General features: G+C 64.8%; 21 protein-coding genes. 16 read left to right on the top strand and 5 right to left on the bottom strand.

Translation table 11 applies throughout. The annotated features are described in order from the left end of the window. Nucleotides 1-406 precede the first annotated feature (406 nt). The 5 genes from P6U31_RS22720 to P6U31_RS22700 all read left to right on the top strand — a co-directional run bounded on the left by P6U31_RS22720 (nt 407) and on the right by P6U31_RS22700 (nt 2969). Nucleotides 407-886, top strand: coding sequence for a TerB family tellurite resistance protein (locus P6U31_RS22720; protein ID WP_407183987.1), 480 nt, complete (start codon nt 407-409; stop codon nt 884-886). 2 nt (nt 887-888) lie between these two features. Beyond that, a complete protein-coding gene (locus P6U31_RS22715; protein ID WP_407183986.1) occupies nt 889-1251 on the top strand; it encodes a hypothetical protein in 363 nt (120 codons plus the stop codon). Further along, nucleotides 1248-1886 carry a TerC family protein gene (locus P6U31_RS22710; RefSeq protein ID WP_407183985.1) on the top strand — a complete coding sequence of 213 codons (639 nt, stop codon included), beginning with the start codon at nt 1248-1250 and terminating at the stop codon, nt 1884-1886. Before P6U31_RS22715 ends, P6U31_RS22710 begins: the two co-directional genes overlap by 4 nt. Before the next feature lie 33 nt (nt 1887-1919). Continuing rightward, the gene (locus P6U31_RS22705; RefSeq protein ID WP_407183984.1) at nt 1920-2501 is read left to right on the top strand and encodes a TIGR00645 family protein; all 582 of its coding nucleotides are present in this window, start codon (nt 1920-1922) and stop codon (nt 2499-2501) included. Nucleotides 2502-2705: 204 nt separating this feature from the next. After that, complete coding sequence (locus P6U31_RS22700; RefSeq protein ID WP_407183983.1) at nt 2706-2969, top strand: hypothetical protein; 264 nt, start codon at nt 2706-2708, stop codon at nt 2967-2969. A gap of 7 nt (nt 2970-2976) precedes the next feature. Here the strand turns inward: P6U31_RS22700 and P6U31_RS22695 are convergent, their stop codons facing one another. Next, nucleotides 2977-3873 carry an alpha/beta fold hydrolase gene (locus tag P6U31_RS22695; RefSeq protein ID WP_407183982.1) on the bottom strand — a complete coding sequence of 299 codons (897 nt, stop codon included), beginning with the start codon at nt 3871-3873 and terminating at the stop codon, nt 2977-2979. Between the two features lie 181 nt (nt 3874-4054). Between P6U31_RS22695 and P6U31_RS22690 the strand changes: the two genes are divergently transcribed. From P6U31_RS22690 to P6U31_RS22680, 3 genes are all read left to right on the top strand, one after another. Next, nucleotides 4055-5443 carry a class II 3-deoxy-7-phosphoheptulonate synthase gene (locus P6U31_RS22690; RefSeq protein ID WP_407183980.1) on the top strand — a complete coding sequence of 463 codons (1389 nt, stop codon included), beginning with the start codon at nt 4055-4057 and terminating at the stop codon, nt 5441-5443. Between the two features lie 4 nt (nt 5444-5447). Beyond that, nucleotides 5448-5801, top strand: a complete 354-nt coding sequence (locus tag P6U31_RS22685; RefSeq protein WP_407183979.1) for a diacylglycerol kinase — start codon at nt 5448-5450, stop codon at nt 5799-5801. A 214-nt stretch (nt 5802-6015) separates the two neighbouring features. Next, entirely contained in the window at nt 6016-7773 is a 1758-nt protein-coding gene (locus P6U31_RS22680; protein ID WP_407183978.1) for an NAD+ synthase, read from the top strand. 178 nt (nt 7774-7951) lie between these two features. Here P6U31_RS22680 and P6U31_RS22675 read toward each other — a convergent pair whose 3' ends face one another. Together P6U31_RS22675 and P6U31_RS22670 are read right to left on the bottom strand one after the other, a co-directional pair. Next, a complete protein-coding gene (locus P6U31_RS22675; protein WP_407183977.1) occupies nt 7952-9130 on the bottom strand; it encodes a DUF2865 domain-containing protein in 1179 nt (392 codons plus the stop codon). 141 nt (nt 9131-9271) lie between these two features. Next, entirely contained in the window at nt 9272-9577 is a 306-nt protein-coding gene (locus P6U31_RS22670; protein WP_407183976.1) for a hypothetical protein, read from the bottom strand. A gap of 283 nt (nt 9578-9860) precedes the next feature. Between P6U31_RS22670 and cysS the strand changes: the two genes are divergently transcribed. From cysS to P6U31_RS22650, 4 genes are all read left to right on the top strand, one after another. Next, nucleotides 9861-11243, top strand: coding sequence for a cysteine--tRNA ligase (gene cysS, locus P6U31_RS22665; RefSeq protein WP_407183975.1), 1383 nt, complete (start codon nt 9861-9863; stop codon nt 11241-11243). A gap of 115 nt (nt 11244-11358) precedes the next feature. After that, on the top strand, nt 11359-11850 hold the full coding sequence (locus P6U31_RS22660) for a GNAT family N-acetyltransferase (protein ID WP_407183973.1): 492 nt from the start codon (nt 11359-11361) through the stop codon (nt 11848-11850). 178 nt (nt 11851-12028) lie between these two features. After that, nucleotides 12029-13636 (top strand): citramalate synthase, encoded by a 1608-nt coding sequence (gene cimA, locus P6U31_RS22655; protein ID WP_407183972.1) that lies wholly within the window; start codon nt 12029-12031, stop codon nt 13634-13636. A 134-nt stretch (nt 13637-13770) separates the two neighbouring features. Further along, entirely contained in the window at nt 13771-14148 is a 378-nt protein-coding gene (locus P6U31_RS22650) for a VOC family protein (RefSeq protein WP_407183971.1), read from the top strand. A 225-nt stretch (nt 14149-14373) separates the two neighbouring features. Here P6U31_RS22650 and P6U31_RS22645 read toward each other — a convergent pair whose 3' ends face one another. Further along, nucleotides 14374-14979 (bottom strand): TIGR00730 family Rossman fold protein, encoded by a 606-nt coding sequence (locus tag P6U31_RS22645; protein ID WP_407183970.1) that lies wholly within the window; start codon nt 14977-14979, stop codon nt 14374-14376. A gap of 201 nt (nt 14980-15180) precedes the next feature. On the opposite strand from P6U31_RS22645, the gene P6U31_RS22640 reads away from it, so the two are divergent. From P6U31_RS22640 to P6U31_RS22625, 4 genes are all read left to right on the top strand, one after another. Further along, on the top strand, nt 15181-17136 hold the full coding sequence (locus P6U31_RS22640; RefSeq protein WP_407183968.1) for an ABCB family ABC transporter ATP-binding protein/permease: 1956 nt from the start codon (nt 15181-15183) through the stop codon (nt 17134-17136). 78 nt (nt 17137-17214) lie between these two features. Next, nucleotides 17215-17913 (top strand): phosphatidylserine decarboxylase, encoded by a 699-nt coding sequence (locus P6U31_RS22635; RefSeq protein WP_407183967.1) that lies wholly within the window; start codon nt 17215-17217, stop codon nt 17911-17913. A gap of 83 nt (nt 17914-17996) precedes the next feature. Continuing rightward, entirely contained in the window at nt 17997-18875 is an 879-nt protein-coding gene (locus P6U31_RS22630) for a CDP-alcohol phosphatidyltransferase family protein (RefSeq protein WP_407183966.1), read from the top strand. Between the two features lie 124 nt (nt 18876-18999). Beyond that, on the top strand, nt 19000-19719 hold the full coding sequence (locus P6U31_RS22625; RefSeq protein WP_407183965.1) for an RraA family protein: 720 nt from the start codon (nt 19000-19002) through the stop codon (nt 19717-19719). Between the two features lie 3 nt (nt 19720-19722). Here the strand turns inward: P6U31_RS22625 and P6U31_RS22620 are convergent, their stop codons facing one another. Beyond that, the gene (locus P6U31_RS22620; protein WP_407183964.1) at nt 19723-20016 is read right to left on the bottom strand and encodes a hypothetical protein; all 294 of its coding nucleotides are present in this window, start codon (nt 20014-20016) and stop codon (nt 19723-19725) included. Between the last annotated feature and the right edge of the window lie 53 nt (nt 20017-20069).

Below are 20069 nucleotides of genomic sequence, written 5' to 3'. Positions count from 1 at the left end.
CGGGGTGCGCAGGGTAATCTGCACCCAAATCGGATGGTTGGCCCGTTAGTGGTTGTTAGACGTTGCGAGACGACCGGCCGGCGACGGTCGGCGCTCCCGAGGGGTAGCGCAGAGCCGCAAACACGAGGCTGGATCAAGTCGCCCGGCAACGGTGGAACCGATGCGGCGGCTGGTCGCAGACCTGCCGCCTTGATTCCGACAGAGCCGCCTTTATCTCTGGCACGAACAAGAATCCGGGCCCCTCTGGCGAGGACGCCGACGATGTCGGCAAACCTCGTGATGTCGGATGACCTGTCCCGCGCGAATGCGATGGATCGGCCGATCGTCGGGCCCTTCGATGTTCTCTCCGACCCCATCGTCCCCATCGCAGCTCCGTGCGGCCATTTCGCAATATTGAGGAGCAACGATGACTGACGCCATGCATTCAAATCCCATCGAGATCGAGATCGAGATCGCGGAGCCATCCACGCTGAACGAGCAGGCTGCGGCCGCGCTGGTGATTGCCGGCGCGCTCGTCGCCGTGGCCGACCGGCAGGTCTCGCCGGTCGAGCGCGACGAGGTGATCCGATTCATCAGGGATCGCGGATTGGCGCCACATCTCGACGACGAGCGGCTGTTTGCGATGTTCGACGCCCTCGCCGAACGGCTGGAGGAGCCGGATTTTGCCAATGTCGTGATCGACACGCTGCGGCCGGTCGCGGACATGCCGTTGTCCTCGCATCTGGTGGAACTGTCGGAGCGGGTCGCGGCCGCCGACGAGGACGTCCATCCCCATGAAGTGCAGGCGATCAAATTGTTGCGCCTGCTGACGCTGGTGCTGCCGCGCGCGAAGCCGGTCGTGGCGACTGCGGCGGGCGCCGCACGGCAGGCCGCCTTGAAGGAGTAAGCATGAGCGCAGTTTCGGACGAGCGGACGACGAAAACCGAGGGCAGCACCGGCCAGATGGCCGGCGGGGACCCGCGTCTCGACAAGCTCGTCCACCGCCTGCCGCCGCGCATGGGCGACACCGTCGCCTATCTGCTCAAGCCATCCAGCCGCTGGGTGAGGATCCCCTCGGGTACGCTCTTGGTGGTCGGCGGTGTGCTCTCCATCCTGCCGGTGCTCGGCATCTGGATGCTGCCGCTCGGCCTCGCGCTGCTCGCCGAGGACGTGCCTGCGCTGCGGTCGTCCCGTTCCAAGGTCTTCGACTGGATCGAACGCCGCAAGCCGCATTGGCTCGATCCGTCTGCATCGAAAAATGATCAAACATGACTGAATTCATCACGCCCGACGCGCTGACTGCGCTGCTTCAGGTCGTCCTGATCGACCTCGTTCTCGCCGGCGACAATGCCGTCGTCATCGGCCTCGCCGCAGCGGGACTGCCGCTCGAGCAGCGCCGCCGCGCCATCATCGTCGGCATTGCTGCCGCCACGGCACTGCGAATCGTCTTCGCCGGCATCGCGACCCAGCTGCTGCAGGTCATCGGCCTGCTGCTCGCCGGCGGCGTGCTGCTGCTCTGGGTGTGCTGGAAGATGTGGCGCGAACTGCGCGAGCAGGCGGCGCATTCGAGGCAGCTGGCGTTCAGCCATGGCGGCGGCACGGATGCTGCGCCGGTGCAGCGAAAGACCTTCGGCCAGGCTGCGGTGCAGATCGTCGCAGCCGACGTGTCGATGTCGCTCGACAACGTGCTCGCGGTCGCGGGCGCCGCACGCGAGCATCCCTACATCCTCGCCTTCGGCCTGTTGCTGTCGGTCGCGATGATGGGCGTCGCCGCCGATCTGCTCGGCCGCGTGCTGCAGAAGCAGCGCTGGATCGCCTATATCGGTCTCGCCATCATCATTTACGTCGCCTTCGAGATGATCTATCGGGGCTCCCTCGAACTTGCGCCTGTCATCGCGAGTCTTTGAGGCAACGACTCCTTCCGCAATCCGGAGTAATTCATGACGTCCGAACCCAAAGCACCTTCGGCGCAGGCCACTCCGCCGCGCCTCGGCCCGTTTGCCCAGCTCATCTTTGGCTCGCGTTGGCTGCAGGTACCGCTCTATGTCGGCCTGATCGTAGCGCAGGCCGTCTATGTGCTGCTGTTCCTGAAAGAGCTCTGGCATCTGGTGGCGCACTCGTTCGACGCCAGCGAGCAGCAGATCATGCTCGTCGTGCTCGGGCTGATCGACGTCGTGATGATCTCGAACCTTCTGATCATGGTGATCGTCGGGGGCTACGAGACCTTCGTGTCGCGCCTGAACCTGACCGGCCATCCCGACGAGCCCGAATGGCTCAGCCATGTCAACGCCAGCGTGCTCAAGATCAAGCTCGCGATGGCGATCATCGGCATCTCCTCGATCTCGTTGCTGAGGACCTTCATCGAGGCCGGCAATCTCGGCACCACGCGCAGTAATTTCACCGAGACCGGCGTGATGTGGCAGGTGCTGATCCACCTGACCTTCATCATCTCGGCGATCGGCATCGCCTGGGTCGATCGTCTCAGCGACAATGGCCCTCGCAAGGAGGCCGGCCACGGCTGAGCAACCCGGCCGCGTCAAACACCTCCCGAGCGGCCAATCCTGAGCCCGCCTGATCGTTCGGTCAGGCGGGCCCTTTTTCGAGATCGATAAAATCGTCTGTATTCGGCTCAGCGGCCGCAAACCCTCTCGGCAAGAAGCACGGCGCCTTAAACCAGAGCTTTGGAACCGACCTGCATCCTGCTCGCAAAAGGGCAGGGCATTATCATGTCAATTTTCAGGGAGATCGTCGTGGCGGTTGCGGGAGTTTACGCGCTCCTGCTCGTCTGCGACGCATTGTTCGGCGTCGGCGAAACGCGCTTCGACGACAACTATTATAGCGCCAGCTTCTATGCGCCGCGGCCGAAGGAGTTTCGGTTTGCGAGCGACACGCCGCCAGCGGTTCGCGTCAGCGAGGCGTTCGCGCAGTTTGCGCCGAGCGATGCAAAGCCGAACAGGCGCTACTCGTCGCTGGCCACCATCATCCGCTAACGCCCGCTCACTCGCCTTGAATCCATTCCGCAAGGCCGCGCCACAGCGTGTCGCGGTGCGCGGGGCGGAAGAAGCCGAAATGGCCGATTCCCTTGGCACCGACGTCGGACGGCCTCACCGTTAGCACCTCCGGCTTGATCGCGGAGAATCCACTCGCGAGCAGCTCGACCGCCGGCCGCGTCGCCCAGGGATCGTCGGAGAAGCACAGCGCCCGCAGCTCGCCTTTGAACTTCGTGAAATTGTCCAGCGCGGGCAGCTTGGAATCGAAGAGATAGCGGGGGCTGGAAACCCACTCGGCCCATTGCAGGAAGACGCCCTTGGGCAGATCCTCGCCGACGCCCGCCCAGCCCGGCGCATAGCCGAGCGCGTGGGTGAGCGGCACGCCGACCAAATTCATGAAGGCGAAGACACGGTATTTTTCCGGCGCGGTCATCAGCCGCCAGGTCGCGGCCTGCGAGGCCACGAATGCGGCCCGTGAAATTTCGCTGTTGTTTTCGATCAGGCCGAGCGCCTGGCCGCCGAAGGAATGGCCGACATAGGCAAGGGGCAGCCCATGATAGCGCTCGCGCATCCAGCGCACCGCGGCGGTGACGTCGAGCGCGGCCCAGTCCGACATCGAGGCCTTGAAGCCGACCAGGGATTTCGGCCGGTTGTAGCCCACCATCGCCGGCAGCCGGGAATCGCCGATGCCGCGATAATCGTAGGTCAGGACCGCACAGCCGCGATGGGCGAGATAGGAGGCAAAGCCGCGATAGATCTTTCGCGGCACGGCGGTCGCCGAGTTGATCAGCACGGCATGGCGCTTGGCGCCCCGCGGCAGGAACAGGGTGCCGGTGAGCGCATACCCGTCGGTCGCCGGGAAGCTGATCTCGTCGATGAAAACGTCGTCCCGTGCTGCGTCCATGGGCAGAAGGTATCCTGCCGGTTTCTTCGTTGTTTCCCAGCAAATGCGAATTTGGCTTTCCCTGCAAGGGTTTGCAGTGCGAAGTGGATTTACAACTGGCGATGTCGTGCCAGCCTGTGTATAAGGCGGCCCTCGCAACCCCTAGATCAGGTTGTGCTTTTTGCTTCACGGAGAGATTGCGATGTCCGAGCGGTGGACGCCCGAGTCCTGGCGCAGCAAGCCGGTGCTACAGGTGCCCGAATATCCCGACGCCAAGGCTTTGGCCGACGTCGAGGCGCAGCTTGCGACCTTTCCGCCGCTGGTGTTCGCGGGTGAGGCCCGCAATCTGAAGAAGGCCTTGGGCCGCGTTGCGGCCGGCGAGGCCTTCCTGCTTCAGGGCGGCGACTGCGCCGAGAGCTTCGCCGAGCACGGCGCCAACAACATCCGCGATTTCTTCCGCGTGCTGCTGCAGATGGCGGTGGTGCTGACCTATGCCGGCGCGGTGCCGGTGGTGAAGGTCGGCCGCATCGCCGGCCAGTTCGCAAAACCGCGATCCTCGCCGACCGAGAAGGTGAACGGCGTCGAGCTGCCGAGCTATCGCGGCGACATCGTCAACGACATCGCCTTCACCAGGGAAGCGCGCATCCCCGATCCGCAGCGCCAGCTGATGGCCTATCGCCAGTCGGCCGCGACGCTGAACCTGCTGCGCGCGTTCGCCACCGGCGGCTTCGCCAATCTCGGCAGCGTGCATCAATGGATGCTCGGCTTCCTCAAGGATTCTCCGCAGTCCCGGAGGTACAAGGAGCTGGCCGACCGCATCTCGGACGCGCTCAACTTCATGCGCGCCTGTGGCCTTGACCTCGAGAGCCATCCCGAGCTTCGCGCCACCGATTTCTACACCAGCCACGAGGCGCTGCTGCTCGGCTACGAGCAGGCCATGACCCGCGTCGATTCCACCACCGGCGACTGGTACGCGACCTCGGGCCACATGATCTGGATCGGCGACCGCACCCGTCAGCTCGATCACGGCCATGTCGAATATTTCCGCGGCATCAAGAACCCGATCGGGCTGAAATGCGGCCCGTCGCTGAAGCCCGACGAGCTGTTGAAGCTGATCGACGTGCTCAACCCCGACAACGAGCCCGGTCGGCTGACGCTGATCGGCCGCTTCGGCTCGGACAAGATCGGCGAGCATCTGCCGAACATGATCCGCGCCGTGAAGCGCGAGGGCCGGGTGGTGGTCTGGTCCTGCGATCCCATGCACGGCAACACCATCACCTCGACGTCGGGCTACAAGACGCGCCCGTTCGACCGGATCCTGTCCGAGGTGAAGTCGTTCTTCGCGATCCATGCCGCCGAGGGCACCCATGCCGGCGGCGTGCATCTGGAGATGACCGGCCAGGACGTCACCGAATGTCTCGGCGGCGCCCGCGCGATCACGGACGAGGATCTCAACGATCGCTACCACACGGTCTGCGATCCCCGCCTCAACGCCGAGCAATCCATCGACATGGCTTTCCTGGTCGCAGAACTCCTCAAGCAGGAGCGTGCCGGCAAAGCCCAGCCGATGCCGGTCGCAGCGGGGCTCTAAAATCTTGCTGCGGATCTGGAAGGCCACGATCAATTCCCGTAACGGGCTGGCCTTTGCGTTCGGATCGGAGCAGGCCGTCCGCGAGGAGATCTTTGCGCTCCTGCTGTCGGTGCCGCTCGCCTGGTTTATCGGTGCGACTGCGATGCGCGCGGTCGAGCTGGTCTGTGCCGTTGCGTTCGTGCTCGTCGTCGAGCTGCTCAACACCGCGATCGAGAAGCTCGCCGACCGCCTGACCATGGACCACGACAAGCAGATCGGGCGGGTCAAGGACATGGGCTCGGCCGCGGTCGGCGTGGCGCTGTTGATGGCCGGCGCGTTCTGGATCATTGCCGTCATCGAGCGATTGGGGTTCGTCTAGCATTCGGAGATGATCCATTGAGCGTGGATGTCCGAGACTTCTTCACCTCTCCCCATCGGGGAGAGGTCGATTTGCATCTCGCGATGCGTAGCATCGTCGAGCGCAAATCGGGTGAGGGGGCTCAGGTCCTACGAGAGGTCGTAACCCCTCACCCGAATTGCATCTCCGATGCAATTCGACCTCTCCCTCCGGGAGAGGTGAAAGCGGACGGCGCATGACCGAACGTCTCGACACATTCGCGGTCACGCTCGCCCAGCTCAATCCCACCGTGGGCGACGTGGAGGGCAATGCCGCTCGAGCGCGTGCGGCGCGGGCGCAGGCAAAGTCCGACGGCGCCGATCTCGTGTTGTTTCCGGAATTGTTCATCGCCGGTTACCCGCCGGAAGACCTCGTACAGAAGCCGGCCTTCCAGGCGGCCTGCCGCGCCGCGATCGAAGCCCTGGCGCGCGAGACGGCCGATGGCGGGCCGGCGATGCTGGTCGGCACGCCCTGGGTCGAGGACGGCCGGCTCTACAATGCCTGCGCGCTGCTCGACGGCGGCCGCATCGCGAGCTTGCGGTTCAAATGCAATCTGCCGAATTACGGCGTGTTCGACGAGAAGCGGCTGTTTGCGCGCGGCCCTGCCGCAGGCCCGGTGACCGTGCGCGGCGTGCGCATCGGCGTGCCGATCTGCGAGGACATCTGGCTGGAGGAGTCCGAGGACTACGAGAACGTGGTCGAGACGCTGGCCGAGACCGGCGCCGAGATCATCCTGGTCCCGAACGGCTCGCCATACGCCCGCGACAAGAACGACGTGCGCCTGTCGGTCGCGGTGGCTCGCGTCACCGAGAGCGGGCTGCCGCTGGTCTATCTCAACCAGATCGGCGGCCAGGACGAGCTGGTGTTCGACGGCGCGTCCTTCGCCCTTAACGGCGATCTCTCGCTCGCAGCGCAATTGCCGGCATTTGAAGAAAGCACCGTCACGCTGCGCTTCACCCGCAATGGCGACGATTGGCGCTGCGCGGGGCCGATTGCAGAGCAGCCGGAGGGCGACAAGGCCGACTACGCCGCCTGCGTGCTGGGCTTGCGCGACTATGTCGGCAAGAACGGCTTTCCCGGCGCGCTGCTCGGCATCTCCGGCGGCATCGATTCCGCGCTGTGCGCAGCCATCGCGGTCGATGCGCTCGGCGCCGACCAGGTGCATGGCGTCATGCTGCCCTATCGCTACACCGCCGCACACTCGATCGCGGACGCCGGCGAGCTCGCCGGCCATCTCGGCATCCGCTACGAGGTCTTGCCGATCGCGGAAGCCGTGAACGGGTTCGAGACCATCCTGTCGGGCCTGTTCAAGAATCTGCCGCCTGACATCACCGAGGAGAATCTCCAGGCCCGCACTCGCGGCACGCTCTTGATGGCGATCTCCAACAAGACCGGGCTGATGGTGGTGACGACGGGCAACAAGTCCGAGATGTCGGTTGGCTACGCCACGCTCTATGGCGACATGAACGGCGGCTTCAACCCGATCAAGGACATCTACAAGACGCAGGTGTTTCGCTTGGCGAGCCTGCGTAACGGCTGGAAGCCGGATGGCGCGCTCGGGCCCGCGGGCGAGGTGATCCCGTCCGATATCATCACGCGTCCGCCGACGGCGGAGCTGCGCGAGAACCAGACCGACCAGGATTCATTGCCGCCCTACGACGTGCTCGATGCCATCCTGGAGCGTCTGGTCGAGCGCGAGCAGCCGCTCGAGCAGATCATCGCCGCCGGCTTCGACCGCGAGACCGTCATCCGCATCGACCATCTGCTCAACGTCGCCGAATACAAGCGCCGCCAGGCCGCGCCCGGCGTGAAGGTGACGCCCAGGATTTTCGGCCGCGACCGCCGCTATCCCATCACCAACCGCTTTCGCGACAAGGGCGAGAAGCAGCCCGCGCCCGACGAGGCGCTGGTGTCGCGCGGCAGCAAGGCGTCGATCGACGCATTCGAGGGGTGAGAAGCCAGCTCGGCCGGTTGTACGAACGCTCTTGCCACATAAGACGCTGTCATCATCCGCGAAGGCGGATGATCCAGCACTCCGCGGCGGACATTGTGAAACCAAATGACCGCCGCGGAGTACTGGATGCCCCGCCTCCGCGGGGCATGACAGTTGAGATTGGAGCTGGCGCGTTACCTTACTTCTGCTGCTGCGGCAGGAAGGTCGGGCCAACCGAGCGGATCGGCTTGTTCTCGGAGCTGGCAGGCGGGGCTGTGTCTGCCGGCGGTGCCGCGGCCGGTGCGGTCGCGGTCGTCGGTGCGGGGCTCACGCCCTTCTTGGCGTTCGCAGGCGCGCCCTTGTTGAGCCGCTGCTGCTGCATCTTCCTGGCGCTTTCCTCGGTGACGATGATGTCGCCCTGCTGCTCGACGCTCGCCTTGTCGTCGGCGGATTTCAGCGCGTCCGCCCAGGTCTGGCCTGCGGCCTTGCAGGAGCAGGACGGGTTGAACTCGCTGCGGAATTTGAACGCGGTCGGCAGCGCCGTGTAGGGCTGTCCGCTGATCGAGACCGCCGAGTTCATGTCTTCGCCGGGATTGCGATGGGTGTAGAGCACGGCCTCCGCGGCCGGGCACAGCGCCTTGCAGGTCTTCTCGTCGTCGGGGAAGCGCGCCGGCACCGTGGCAAATGAAATCGGGAAATAGGCGCCGTCGCAGGTGCGCACGCATACGGTGCGATAGGTGCCGGATTGCGGCGCGAGATCCGACGGCGGCGGCGCGCCCTGCGGATTGCCTGTGTTGTTGCCGCCGAACAGATTGCTCAGGAAATTGCCGCCTTGCGATTGCGCGGCGTTGGCATATTGCGGACCGCAATTGTTCTGCGCCAGCGCCATCAGCACCGAGCGGCGCTGGCTGTCGCGCTCCGGGCTGGAGCCGCCGCCGCGCAGACGCTCGAGATTGCCGGTGATCTGGTCCAGATTGGCGCGCATCTGCTGGATCTGGGTGTTGACCGGGCCGCATTGGGCCGACTGGCCGTTGAACAGCGAGAAGAAGCCGGAGGAATCGCAGCCCATGCGCTTGGCCTGCATGGTGACGCGGTCGAGCTCGGCCTGCTGACGGGTCTGGGAATCCTGGTAGCGGCGGATCTGCTCCTCGCGCGCGGGATCACCACCGCCGCCGCGGTCCAGCGCGGCGAGCTGGCCCTCCAGCCGCACGCACATCGGATTCGGCCCGAGGCCATTTTGGCCGGGCTGAGGCGGCGGGCCGGGCGGACCAGCCTGAGCGAAAGCGCCGGTGGCGAGCACGGCCGTGCTCAAGAGCACGGTGCAGGCAAGGCGAAGGCGAGCAGGGGAGAGAGACAGGAATTCAGGCATATCCGCCATTCTAGCGAGGTCACGGCCCGATGTGACTTTCCACGTGACCTTGGTGGGCCGAAGCGCCCTCCCAATAGCCGCTTCCTGCGGCATCGTCACGTCGTTTCGGGGGCCAAGGACCGGCCTAAGCTACGCCAGCTCCGAGCAAATTCAGCGCTGGCAGGTGATTGCGACATATTCGTCGCAATGGCCATGGGAGCAATTTGTGCCGGATTTGGGGACAGAGCCGGTAATTTCGTCGGGATCGGCCCGCCGGTAGCTCGATGCCTGGGCAAAATCGCGTGACCGGCAATAGGTACGCGCGGCCGAAGCGCCGCATTTGTCACCTTTGACCAGGCACTGTTGGATGTCGTAGCCGCCCGCTTGGTCGGCGATAATGAAGACACGGCTCTCGGCGAAAGCGCTGGATGCCGCAAAGATGAAGGCGCCGAAAATGAGCGCGGGCAACAATCGCATGAAAAGGCACCAGGCAAAAAGGGGAACTGCCGGTTCCAGAATGGGCTCAAATGGTTAGGGCATCATGAACCGTCATGACGCGCGCCATGTCCGGGGCAAGACGGCGTTTTCGTGGCTCTCTTGACGCAGGGGCGCCTTATAGCCCATATGTTCCGCATGAACGGTCTCCTCGCCATTTGCGCCATTTGCCGCGAGATTACGAGCTAGCGATTCGCTGGCTGGAGCCGTCTTTTCTCAAACACATTGAGAGCCTTGGACGCCCGGCCGAGAGGGATGGGTTGTCATGGAATTGCGCCTTTACGATACGTTGAGCAGGGAAAAGCGCACCTTTGTGCCGCTCGATGCGAACAACGTCCGCATGTATGTCTGCGGACCGACGGTCTACGACTATGCCCATATCGGCAATGCGCGGCCGGTGATCGTGTTCGACGTGCTGTTTCGCTTGCTGCGCCACACCTACGGCGAGGCGCATGTCAAATATGTCCGCAACATCACCGACGTCGATGACAAGATCAACGACCGTGCCGCGCGCGATTTTCCCGGCCTGCCGCTGAACGAGGCGATCCGGAAGGTTACCGAACAGACCGGCAAGCAGTTTCACGCCGATGTCGATGCGCTGGGCTGCTTGCGGCCGAGCGTCGAGCCGCGCGCGACCGAGCATATCGGCGAGATGCGCGAGATCATCGAGCGCCTGATCAAAGGCGGCTTTGCCTATGTCGCCGAGGATCACGTGCTGTTCTCTCCGCAGGCGATGAACGCGGCCAATTCCGCGCTGCCGCGCTACGGCGCGCTGTCCAAGCGCTCGCTCGACGAGATGATCGCGGGCGCGCGTGTCGATGTGGCGCCCTACAAGCGTGATGCGACCGACTTCGTGCTGTGGAAGCCGTCCAAGCCTGGCGAGCCGTCATGGCCGTCGCCGGCCGGCATCACGGCCGAGGGGCGTCCGGGCTGGCACATCGAGTGCTCGGCGATGGCCTGGAAGCATCTCGGCGAACATTTCGACATCCATGGCGGCGGCATCGATCTGGTGTTTCCGCACCACGAGAACGAGGTCGCGCAGACCTGCTGCGCGTTCCACCGCGAGCGGATGGCGAATTATTGGATGCACAACGGCTTCCTGCAGGTGGAGAGCGAGAAGATGTCGAAGAGCCTCGGCAACTTCATCACCATTCACGAGCTGCTCAGGGATTGGCCGGGTGAGGTGCTGCGCCTCAACATGCTGAAGACGCATTACCGTTCGCCGATCGACTGGACCATGAAGTCGCTGGAGGAGAGCGCCAAGACGCTCGATGACTGGTATCGGGTTGCGGCCGACGTCGCGCCCGGCAAACCGGCCGCGTCTGTGGTCGATCCGCTGTACGACGATCTTAACACGCCGCTGGCGATCGCGGCGTTGCATGGCCTGCGCGGCGGCGACGCGAGTGCCCTGGCGGGCTCATTGCGGCTGCTCGGCTTCCTGTCCGAGAGCGCTGCGCAGTGGGAAGGGCGCAAGCAGCAGGCGAGCGGGGTCGATGCCAAGGAGGTCGAGCGCCTGATCGCCGAGCGGACAGCTGCGCGTGCGCGGAAGGACTTTGGCGAGTCCGACCGCATCCGTGATCTGCTCGCCGCGATGGGCGTTGCGATCAAGGACTCCAAGGAAGGAACCACCTGGGAGGTCGCGCGATGAAACGACCCGACACGCCTTTCCCGCGGCACTGGCTCTATTACATCGCGCTGAAGATCGGGCTGCTGGCGGGAGCCGTGGCGCTGGTGCTCAAGCTCTATGGGATGTGGTGAGGACGATGGGACAGAGTTTGCCAAAGCCCGCACTTAGGCCCTTCCTGCCGGCGGATGTGCCGGTGCTCGCCGCGATCTTCGCCGCCAGCATCGAGGAGCTGACCGGCGACGATTATAGCGAAGCGCAGCAGCAGGCCTGGATGGAGGTGGCGGAAGGCGAGGAGTTCGGCAAGCGGCTCGCGGCCGACTTGACGCTGATTGCAACGCTGGAGGGCTCGCCCGTGGGCTTCGCCTCGCTGCGCGGCACCGACCACATCCGCATGCTCTATGTGCATCCGGCCGTGGCCGGGCAGGGCATCGCGACCATGCTGGTCGACGCGCTAGAGAAACTCGCCGGCGGCCGCGGCGCGACGAGCCTGTCGGTCGATGCCAGCGACAACGCGCAGGGCTTCTTCGCCAAGCGCGGCTACATCGCCCAGCAGCGCAACAGCGTCACCATCAACGACGAATGGCTCGCCAACACCACCATGAAGAAGACGCTCGGAGCGGCGCAATGAGCAAGGAGCACCTTGGCCTCACGCGATCCTCTCTCCGCTCCCTCCCCCCTTGTGGGGGAGGGTTGGGGAGGGGGGTAGCCCCGCGCTCAGACCGCCCGTGTAGCACCCCCCTCCCGGCGTCACTGTGTGACGCCGACCTCCCCCACAAGGGGGGAGGTAACAAGAACGGACGCTCGCGATGAATTCGGCAAGGAAAGAGCGCCTTTATCTGTTCGACACCACGCTGCGCGACGGCGCGCAGACCAACGGCGTCGATTTCACGCTGGCCGACAAGCAGGTCATCGCCGCGATGTTAGATGATCTCGGCATCGACTATGTCGAAGGCGGCTATCCCGGCGCCAACCCGCTCGATACCGAGTTCTTCGGCGCTAAGCCCAAGCTCGCCCATGCGCGCTTCACGGCCTTCGGCATGACGCGCCGGGCCGGCCGCTCGGTCTCGAACGATCCCGGCGTGGTCGGATTGTTGGAGGCGAAAGCGGATGCGATCTGCTTCGTGGCAAAGTCCTCGGCCTATCAGGTGCGCGTCGCGCTGGAGACGACGAAGGAGGAAAACCTCGCCTCTATCCGCGACAGCGTCGCGGCCGCGAAGGCCGCCGGTCGCGAGGTCATGCTGGACTGTGAGCATTTCTTCGACGGCTACAAGGAAGATTCGAGTTTTGCGCTCGCTTGCGCGAAAGCTGCCTTCGATGCCGGCGCGCGCTGGGTGGTGCTGTGCGACACCAATGGCGGCACCATGCCGAACGAGGTCGAGGCCATCGTCACCGAAGTGACGAAACACATCCCCGGCGATCATGTCGGCATCCACGCCCATAACGACACCGAGCAGGCGGTGGCCAATTCGCTCGCCGCGGTGCGTGCCGGCGCGCGGCAGATCCAGGGCACGCTGAACGGCCTCGGCGAGCGCTGCGGCAACGCCAATCTGTGCTCGCTGATCCCGACGCTGAAATTGAAGAAGGAGTTTGCGGACGCCTTCGAGATCAGCGTGACGGCGGAGAAGCTGGCAACGCTGGTCAAGGTGTCGCGCACGCTCGACGACATGCTCAATCGCGTGCCGAACCGGCACGCTCCTTACGTCGGCGAGAGTGCCTTCGTCACCAAGACGGGCATCCACGCGTCCGCGGTGCTGAAGGACCCGCAGACCTACGAGCACGTGCTGCCGGAGTCGGTCGGCAATCACCGCAAGGTCCTGGTTTCGGACCAGGCCGGACGTTCCAACGTCATCGCCGAGCTCGACCGAGCCGGCATTCCCTATGAGAAGAGCGATCCAAAGCTGACGCGCCTCGTCGAGGAGTTGAAGGAGCGTGAGGCTGCCGGCTACGCCTATGAGTCCGCCAACGCCTCCTTCGAGCTTCTGGCGCGCCGCACCCTCGGCAAGGTGCCGCATTATTTCGAAGTCGAGCAGTTCGACGTCAATGTCGAGCAGCGCTACAACGCGCTCGGCGAGCGCGTCACCGTGGCGCTCGCGGTGGTCAAGGTCGATGTTGCCGGCGAGCACCTGATCTCAGCAGCCGAAGGCAACGGTCCCGTCAACGCGCTCGACGTCGCCATGCGCAAGGACCTCGGCAAGTACCAGAAATACATCGAGGGCTTGAAGCTGATCGATTACCGGGTGCGTATCCTCAATGGCGGTACCGGCGCGGTCACGCGCGTGCTGATCGAGAGCGAGGACGAGAACGGCGACAGCTGGACCACGGTCGGTGTCTCCCCGAACATCATCGACGCCTCGTTCCAGGCCCTGATGGATTCGGTGATCTACAAGCTGGTGAAGGCGGGGGCGCCGGCGTGAGTTGATGACGTAGGGAACGGCGACACCACAAGCGCCGTCATTGCGAGCGAAGCGAAGCAATCCAGACTGCCTCGGCGGAAAGACTCTGGATTGCTTCGCTTCGCTCGCAATGACGAGGGGAGGGAGCACGGCACATGATCGACCACATTTCCGTCGGCGTCAGCGATCTCGAGCGCGCCGCAAGATTCTACGAGGCCACGCTCGCAGCCCTCGGCCTCACGCGCCTTGTCACACGTCCCCGGACGGTGGGCTTCGGCAAGGCCTATCCCGAGTTCTGGATCAATCTGCGCGAGGCCATGCCGCGTGTGCCGGCGGAGAGCGGCGTGCATATCTGCCTGCGGGCGAGGACGACGGACGAGGTCGATGCGTTTCACGCCGCCGCGCTGTCCGCTGGCGGCGCTTCCGACGGCGCGCCCGGCATCCGTCCGCACGACCGCGTGCGCTATTATGCGGCTTTCGTCACCGATCCCGACGGCAACCGTATCGAGGCAGTGACGTTTCCGGCAGATTAAAGCGTGATGAAATTAGGTTCGGCGGGACTCTTGGTGATTCACCTCTCCCCGACGGGGAGAGGTCGGATTGCGCAGCAATCCGGGTGAGGGGCTGCGGCACTCAGCGAGACCAGATCCCCTCGCCCGGATCGCATCTTCGATGCGCTCCGACCTCTCCCTACGGGAGAGGTAATCGAGCCCTGAGCGCACATCCATACAATCAAATCTCATCCCGCTTCTTAGGCGCTACAGCTTGCGCGCCACTTCAGGGGCGAGATCGCGCTGGCTGTCGGGAATCTGTGCAGCCGCGGCGCGCAGTCGTGGGATGATCTCCTCGACCTTGTCCGCCTTCAGGATATCGACGGAAAGACCGGCGCGGATGAACTCCGTTTGGCGCATGTGGGCTACCAGAGAGAACAGCGGCTCCCAGAAATTGTCGATGTTGGCGAGCAGCACCGGCTTGGCGTGACGGCCGAGCTGCTGCCAGGTCAGCTGTTCGACCAGCTCCTCGAGCGTGCCGAGCCCGCCGGGCAGGGCGACGAAGGCGTCGGAGCGCTCGAACATCAGCCGCTTGCGCTCGTGCATGTCGGGCGTGACGACCATCTCCTGCACGCGCGTCAGCGCGTTCTCGCGCATCCGGAGAAAGTCGGGGATGATGCCGGTGACGGTGCCGCCGTGATCCAGCACGGAGGTTGCCACCGCCCCCATCAGTCCGAGCGAGCCGCCGCCATAGACGAGGCGGATCTTGCTCTCCGCCAGCGCCTTGCCGAGGGCTTTCGCCGCTTCGATGAAATTGGGATTTGTTCCTGGGCCGGAGCCGCAATAGACACAGACGGTTTTGATCGTGCTCATTGGTGCCATGATGCATTGCAGCGAGGAGGCGTCAAGCCCAATCGGTGATTCGATACTTGCGGAAATTTACCGGTAAATGGCGATAAACAATCGAAGATTCGCCATCTGGCGGGGTGCGCTGAGGTCGGGAAGGCTCTATATGACAAGCGAAAATCCTAAATCGCAGTGGCGCTCGCATCCGGCGGGCTTTCAGGCTTCTTGATGGACCAACCTCAATCGTTCGACGGCGCCGACGTTCCCAACGCTGCCGGCGGCCCGCCGGAGCGGGCCACGCTGATGGGCACGCTCGCGCATCTGTGGCCCTATATCTGGCCGGGCGACCGCTTCGACCTGAAGATGCGGGTGGTATGGTCGCTGGTGCTGCTGCTCGCCGCCAAGCTGATCACGCTCGCGGTACCCTTCAGCTTCAAATGGGCGACGGACGCGCTGACGGGCGCCAACTCGGCGCCGCTCGCGGCCGACAATTGGCAGCTCTGGGTGATCGCCTCGCCGCTCATGCTGACCGCGAGCTACGGCGTGATGCGCATCCTGATGGCGCTGCTGACGCAATGGCGCGACGGCATCTTCGCGCGCGTCGCCATGCACGCGGTGCGCAAGCTCGCCACCATCACCTTCATCCACATGCACGAGCTGTCGTTGCGCTTTCATCTGGAGCGCAAGACCGGCGGGCTGACGCGGGTGCTCGAGCGTGGCCGTTCGGGCATCGAGGTCATCGTCCGCATGGTGATCCTGCAGCTGATCCCGACCATCGTCGAGGTCTCGCTGCTGATGGCCGTGCTGCTCTGGCAGTTCGACTGGCGCTACGTGGTCGCGACCCTGATCACGGTCGCGGTCTACATGTACTACACCTACATCGCGACCGAATGGCGGATCGGCATTCGCCGCAAGATGAACGATTCCGACACCGAGGCGAACACCAAGGCGATCGACTCGCTGCTCAATTACGAGACCGTGAAATATTTCGGCGCCGAGGCGCGGGAGGCGCAGCGCTACGACAAATCGGTCGCGCGCTACGAGGAAGCGAGCATTCAGACTTACACCTCGCTCGCGGTGCTCAACACCGGACAGGCCGTGATTTTCACGCTAGGCCTGACCGCGACCATGTTGATGTGCGCCATCGGCGTGCGCAACGGCACCAACACGGTCGGCGATTTCGTGCTGGTCAACGCCATGATGATCCAGCTCTACCAGCCCCTGAACTTCATGGGCATGGTCTATCGCGAGATCAAGCAGGCGATCATCGACATCGAGAAGATGTTCAATGTGCTGGGCCGCGAGGCCGAGATCAAGGACGCGCCCGATGCCAAGCCGCTGGTCATTTCCTCCGGCACCGTGCGCTTTGAGGACGTGCGCTTTGCCTATGAGCCGACGCGCCCGATCCTCAAGGGCATCAGCTTCGAGGTGCCGGCCGGCAAGACGGTCGCCATCGTCGGCCCGTCCGGCGCAGGCAAGTCGACCATTTCGCGCCTGCTGTTCCGCCTCTATGACGTTTCGGGAGGCAAGATCCTGATCGACGGCCAGGACATCCGCGCGGTGACGCAGGATTCCCTTCGCGCGGCCATCGGCATGGTGCCGCAGGACACCGTGCTGTTCAACGACACGATCCGCTACAACATCCGCTACGGCCGCTGGGACGCCAGCGATGCGGAAGTCGAAGAGGCAGCGAGCCTCGCACAGATTGATCATTTCATCCGCATGGCGCCCAAGGGTTACGAGACCCAAGTCGGCGAGCGCGGACTCAAACTGTCCGGCGGCGAGAAGCAGCGCGTTGCGATCGCGCGCACCGTGCTGAAGGCGCCGCCGATCCTGGTGCTGGACGAGGCGACCTCGGCGCTCGATACCCATACCGAGCACGAGATTCAGGGCGCGCTCGACCGCGTGGCGAAGAACCGCACCTCGCTGGTGATCGCGCACCGGCTTTCGACCATCGTCGGGGCCGACGAGATCATCGTGCTGGATCAGGGGCGCATCGCCGAGCGGGGGACTCACGCCAAGCTGCTCGCCCATGGCGGCCTTTATGCCAGCATGTGGAACAGGCAGCGCGAGGCCGAGGCGGCGCGGGAGAAGCTGGCCAAGATGGCCGATACCAGCGAGATGCCCAACCGGGAGCCGCCGCCGGTCAACGATGCCCTGACCGCGCCTGCGGCGGCGGAGTGACCTTGTCTCCGGTCCCAACTCTGGCCTAAACAGGCCCGCGCGACGACCCGTGCCATTAACCCCGAGCGGCAGATAGCGATGTCCATTCTCGATTCGATCCAGCGTCAGATCCCGCCGATCCACAAGGAGGGCTATCCCTTCATCGGCGGCTTTGCGCTGGCGAGCCTGATCCTGTTCTGGCTGTGGTCGCCTTTGGGCTGGATCGGCACGATCCTGACGGTATGGTGCGCGCTGTTTTTCCGCGATCCCGTGCGCGTGACGCCGGTGCGCGAGGGGCTGGTGGTGTCGCCGGCCGATGGCCGCGTTTCGATGATCACCATGGCGCTGCCGCCGGCCGAGCTCGGTCTCGGCGACCGGCCGTTACCGCGCATCTCGGTGTTCATGAGCGTGTTCAACTGCCACGTGAACCGCAGTCCGATCGCGGGTCGGGTGGACCGCATCGCCTACCGGCCCGGCCTCTTCATCAATGCCGAGCTCGACAAGGCGAGCGAGGACAATGAGCGCAACTCGCTGGTCATCTCGACGCCGACGGCGCGCATCGGCGTGATCCAGATCGCGGGCCTCGTCGCCAAGCGGATCGTCTGCTTCGTCAGGGAAGGCCAGGCGATCGGCGCCGGCGAGCGCTTCGGCCTGATCCGCTTCGGCTCGCGGCTCGACGTCTATCTGCCGCTCGGCACCAAGGCGCTGGTCTCGGAAGGGCAGATCGCCATCGCCGGCGAGACCATCCTGGCGGACCTCGCCGGCGACGACCCGAGCCGCGCCTACCGCGCCAGTTAACGAAAGTCGGCCCGAGGGGCCTTCCGCCGCAATGGCGGAGGGGGATGCGGCTTGCTATATCTCGCCTTGAGGTGAGGACAGCCATGACGCCCTATGACTTCAAATACCCCGATACGCGCCGCCGGCGGTTCCGCCCGATACCGGTGCGGATGCTGGTGCCCAACGTCATCACGTTGCTGGCGATCTGCGCCGGCCTGACCTCGATCCGCCTTTCGATCGAAGGGCGGATCTCGCTCGCCGTTTATGCCATCGTGTTCGCGGCTGCGCTCGACGGTATCGACGGGCGCATCGCGCGCATGATCAAGGGGCAGTCCAAGTTCGGCGCCGAGCTCGACAGCCTTGCCGATTTCGTCAATTTCGGCGTGGCACCCGGCCTGATGCTGTATTTCTGGCAGCTGCACGAGCTCGGCAATGCCGGCTGGATCGCGGCCATGGTGTTCGCGATTTCAGGCGGCCTGCGCCTGGCCCGCTTCAATGCCACGATGGACGATCCGAACAAGCCGGCCTTCGCGGCCAATTTCTTCACCGGTGTGCCGGCGCCGGCCGGCGCGATCACCGTGCTGCTGCCGATCTATGTTGCCTTCCTCGAGCTTGGCCGCACGCCTGCGGCGGTGACGGCGGCCTACACGCTTCTGATCGCCTTCCTGATGGTGTCGCGCCTGCCGGTGTTCTCCGGTAAGACCAAGCGCATGCGCGTGCCGCCGGAGCTGGTGCTGCCCGCCTTCGTCGCGGTGATCGTCTTCATCGCGCTGCTGATCGCCTATCCCTGGCACGTGCTGTCGATCGGCACGGCGCTGTATCTTCTCGCTTTGCCGCTCGGCTACAAATCCTACCGCGACCAGGCACGCGCGATGGAGGCCGCCGCGCCCGCGGGAGGTGAGGTGTCGGCAACGCCCTCGGCGCCGACGCTGGCGAATTTGTCGGAGCCGCCCCAGGACGACCGGCCCGAGCGGCTGCACTGAGCGGCGACGCGCGGATATCTGCCATGATGGCGCGCTGAGTTGGGTCGAGACCCGATCTCGGCTATATCGCCCTGATGCCGGCGGCATCGCGCAATCAACCGCCGCCAATCTGGGAGAGAACGCCGTGACCAATTCCGCGACCGGGCCGCTGCCCGCTGCCGTCCTCGAAGCGCTGGGCCGCTACGATACGCCGACGATCTGCAATGCCATGGAGATCGTGGCGCCCGAGCGCCGGCTGATCGGCTACACCACCAAGCAATTGGTCTGCCCGTTCCCCGACCTGCCGCCGATCGTCGGCTATGCCCGCACGGTTGCGATCCGCTCGGTGCTGAAGTCCTCGCTTCCGGCCGAGGAGCAGTCGAAGCGCCGCATCGAATATTACGAATATGTCGGCACCGGCCATGGCCCGCGCATTTCAGTGATCCAGGACATCGACGGCCCCGACGTCGGCTACGGCGCGTTCTGGGGCGAGGTGCAGAGCAATGTGCACAAGGCGCTCGGCTGTCTCGGCGTCATCACCGACGGCTCGATCCGCGACATCCCGCAATGGGCGCCCGGCTTCCAGGCGCTCGCCGGCTCGATCGGCCCCTCGCACGCCTGGGTGCACGCGGAAAGCTTTGGCGGGGAGGTTCGCGTCGCCGGCATGACCGTGAGATCGGACGACCTGATCCACGCCGACCGGCACGGCGCCATCGTGATCCCGCTCGATGTCGCCGCCAAGCTGCCCGAGGCTGCCGAGCTCTGCGGCCGGCGCGAGACGCCGATCCTGGAGATCGCCCGCAGTCCCGACTTCTCGCTCGAGAAGCTGAAGGCCGCGCTGAAGCGCTCGGCGGAGATTCACTAAGGCTTACGGCGATGAGGCCGGTCGCGAGCTGCCTTGTTCGGTCAGGAACAGGGCAGCCTGATCCGGTTCTCCGAACATTGCGGCGGCGCATCCGATCAAGGTGAAGCCGCCTGCAAGATCCCACAGGGTGATCTCGTCCGCGCTGCCGGTGTTGTGAATCAATCGCGCGGCCATGACGGCGAAGGCGGCTTCGACAAACAGCACGGCGCTGAACACCGGCAGGACGAGCTCCGGCTCGAGCAGATGAAGCGCCAGCACCGCCGGCAACGCCGTGAGAAGACTGAACAGCGTCAACATTGCAAATCGCTCCCGCGATCGAGCATGTCGCAGCCCATGGGATGATACTGCAT

The sequence above is a fragment of the Bradyrhizobium centrosematis genome (genome assembly GCF_045571495.1).
Taxonomy (GTDB): Bacteria; Pseudomonadota; Alphaproteobacteria; order Rhizobiales; family Xanthobacteraceae; genus Bradyrhizobium; species Bradyrhizobium centrosematis.
Note: the sequence above shows the minus strand (reverse complement) of the source record. Positions and strands in the feature narration are given on the sequence as shown.

Bases quoted from the DNA above. Each gene is read 5' to 3' on its own strand.
- P6U31_RS22720 (WP_407183987.1), top strand. From the start codon at position 407: ATGACTGACGCCATGCATTCAAATCCCATCGAGATCGAGATCGAGATC.
- P6U31_RS22715 (WP_407183986.1), top strand. From the start codon at position 889: ATGAGCGCAGTTTCGGACGAGCGGACGACGAAAACCGAGGGCAGCACC.
- P6U31_RS22710 (WP_407183985.1), top strand. From the start codon at position 1,248: ATGACTGAATTCATCACGCCCGACGCGCTGACTGCGCTGCTTCAGGTC.
- P6U31_RS22705 (WP_407183984.1), top strand. From the start codon at position 1,920: ATGACGTCCGAACCCAAAGCACCTTCGGCGCAGGCCACTCCGCCGCGC.
- P6U31_RS22700 (WP_407183983.1), top strand. From the start codon at position 2,706: ATGTCAATTTTCAGGGAGATCGTCGTGGCGGTTGCGGGAGTTTACGCG.
- P6U31_RS22695 (WP_407183982.1), bottom strand. From the start codon at position 3,873: ATGGACGCAGCACGGGACGACGTTTTCATCGACGAGATCAGCTTCCCG.
- P6U31_RS22690 (WP_407183980.1), top strand. From the start codon at position 4,055: ATGTCCGAGCGGTGGACGCCCGAGTCCTGGCGCAGCAAGCCGGTGCTA.
- P6U31_RS22680 (WP_407183978.1), top strand. From the start codon at position 6,016: ATGACCGAACGTCTCGACACATTCGCGGTCACGCTCGCCCAGCTCAAT.
- P6U31_RS22675 (WP_407183977.1), bottom strand. From the start codon at position 9,130: ATGGCGGATATGCCTGAATTCCTGTCTCTCTCCCCTGCTCGCCTTCGC.
- P6U31_RS22670 (WP_407183976.1), bottom strand. From the start codon at position 9,577: ATGCGATTGTTGCCCGCGCTCATTTTCGGCGCCTTCATCTTTGCGGCA.
- cysS (WP_407183975.1), top strand. From the start codon at position 9,861: ATGGAATTGCGCCTTTACGATACGTTGAGCAGGGAAAAGCGCACCTTT.
- P6U31_RS22660 (WP_407183973.1), top strand. From the start codon at position 11,359: ATGGGACAGAGTTTGCCAAAGCCCGCACTTAGGCCCTTCCTGCCGGCG.
- cimA (WP_407183972.1), top strand. From the start codon at position 12,029: ATGAATTCGGCAAGGAAAGAGCGCCTTTATCTGTTCGACACCACGCTG.
- P6U31_RS22650 (WP_407183971.1), top strand. From the start codon at position 13,771: ATGATCGACCACATTTCCGTCGGCGTCAGCGATCTCGAGCGCGCCGCA.
- P6U31_RS22645 (WP_407183970.1), bottom strand. From the start codon at position 14,979: ATGAGCACGATCAAAACCGTCTGTGTCTATTGCGGCTCCGGCCCAGGA.
- P6U31_RS22640 (WP_407183968.1), top strand. From the start codon at position 15,181: ATGGACCAACCTCAATCGTTCGACGGCGCCGACGTTCCCAACGCTGCC.
- P6U31_RS22635 (WP_407183967.1), top strand. From the start codon at position 17,215: ATGTCCATTCTCGATTCGATCCAGCGTCAGATCCCGCCGATCCACAAG.
- P6U31_RS22630 (WP_407183966.1), top strand. From the start codon at position 17,997: ATGACGCCCTATGACTTCAAATACCCCGATACGCGCCGCCGGCGGTTC.
- P6U31_RS22620 (WP_407183964.1), bottom strand. From the start codon at position 20,016: ATGTTGACGCTGTTCAGTCTTCTCACGGCGTTGCCGGCGGTGCTGGCG.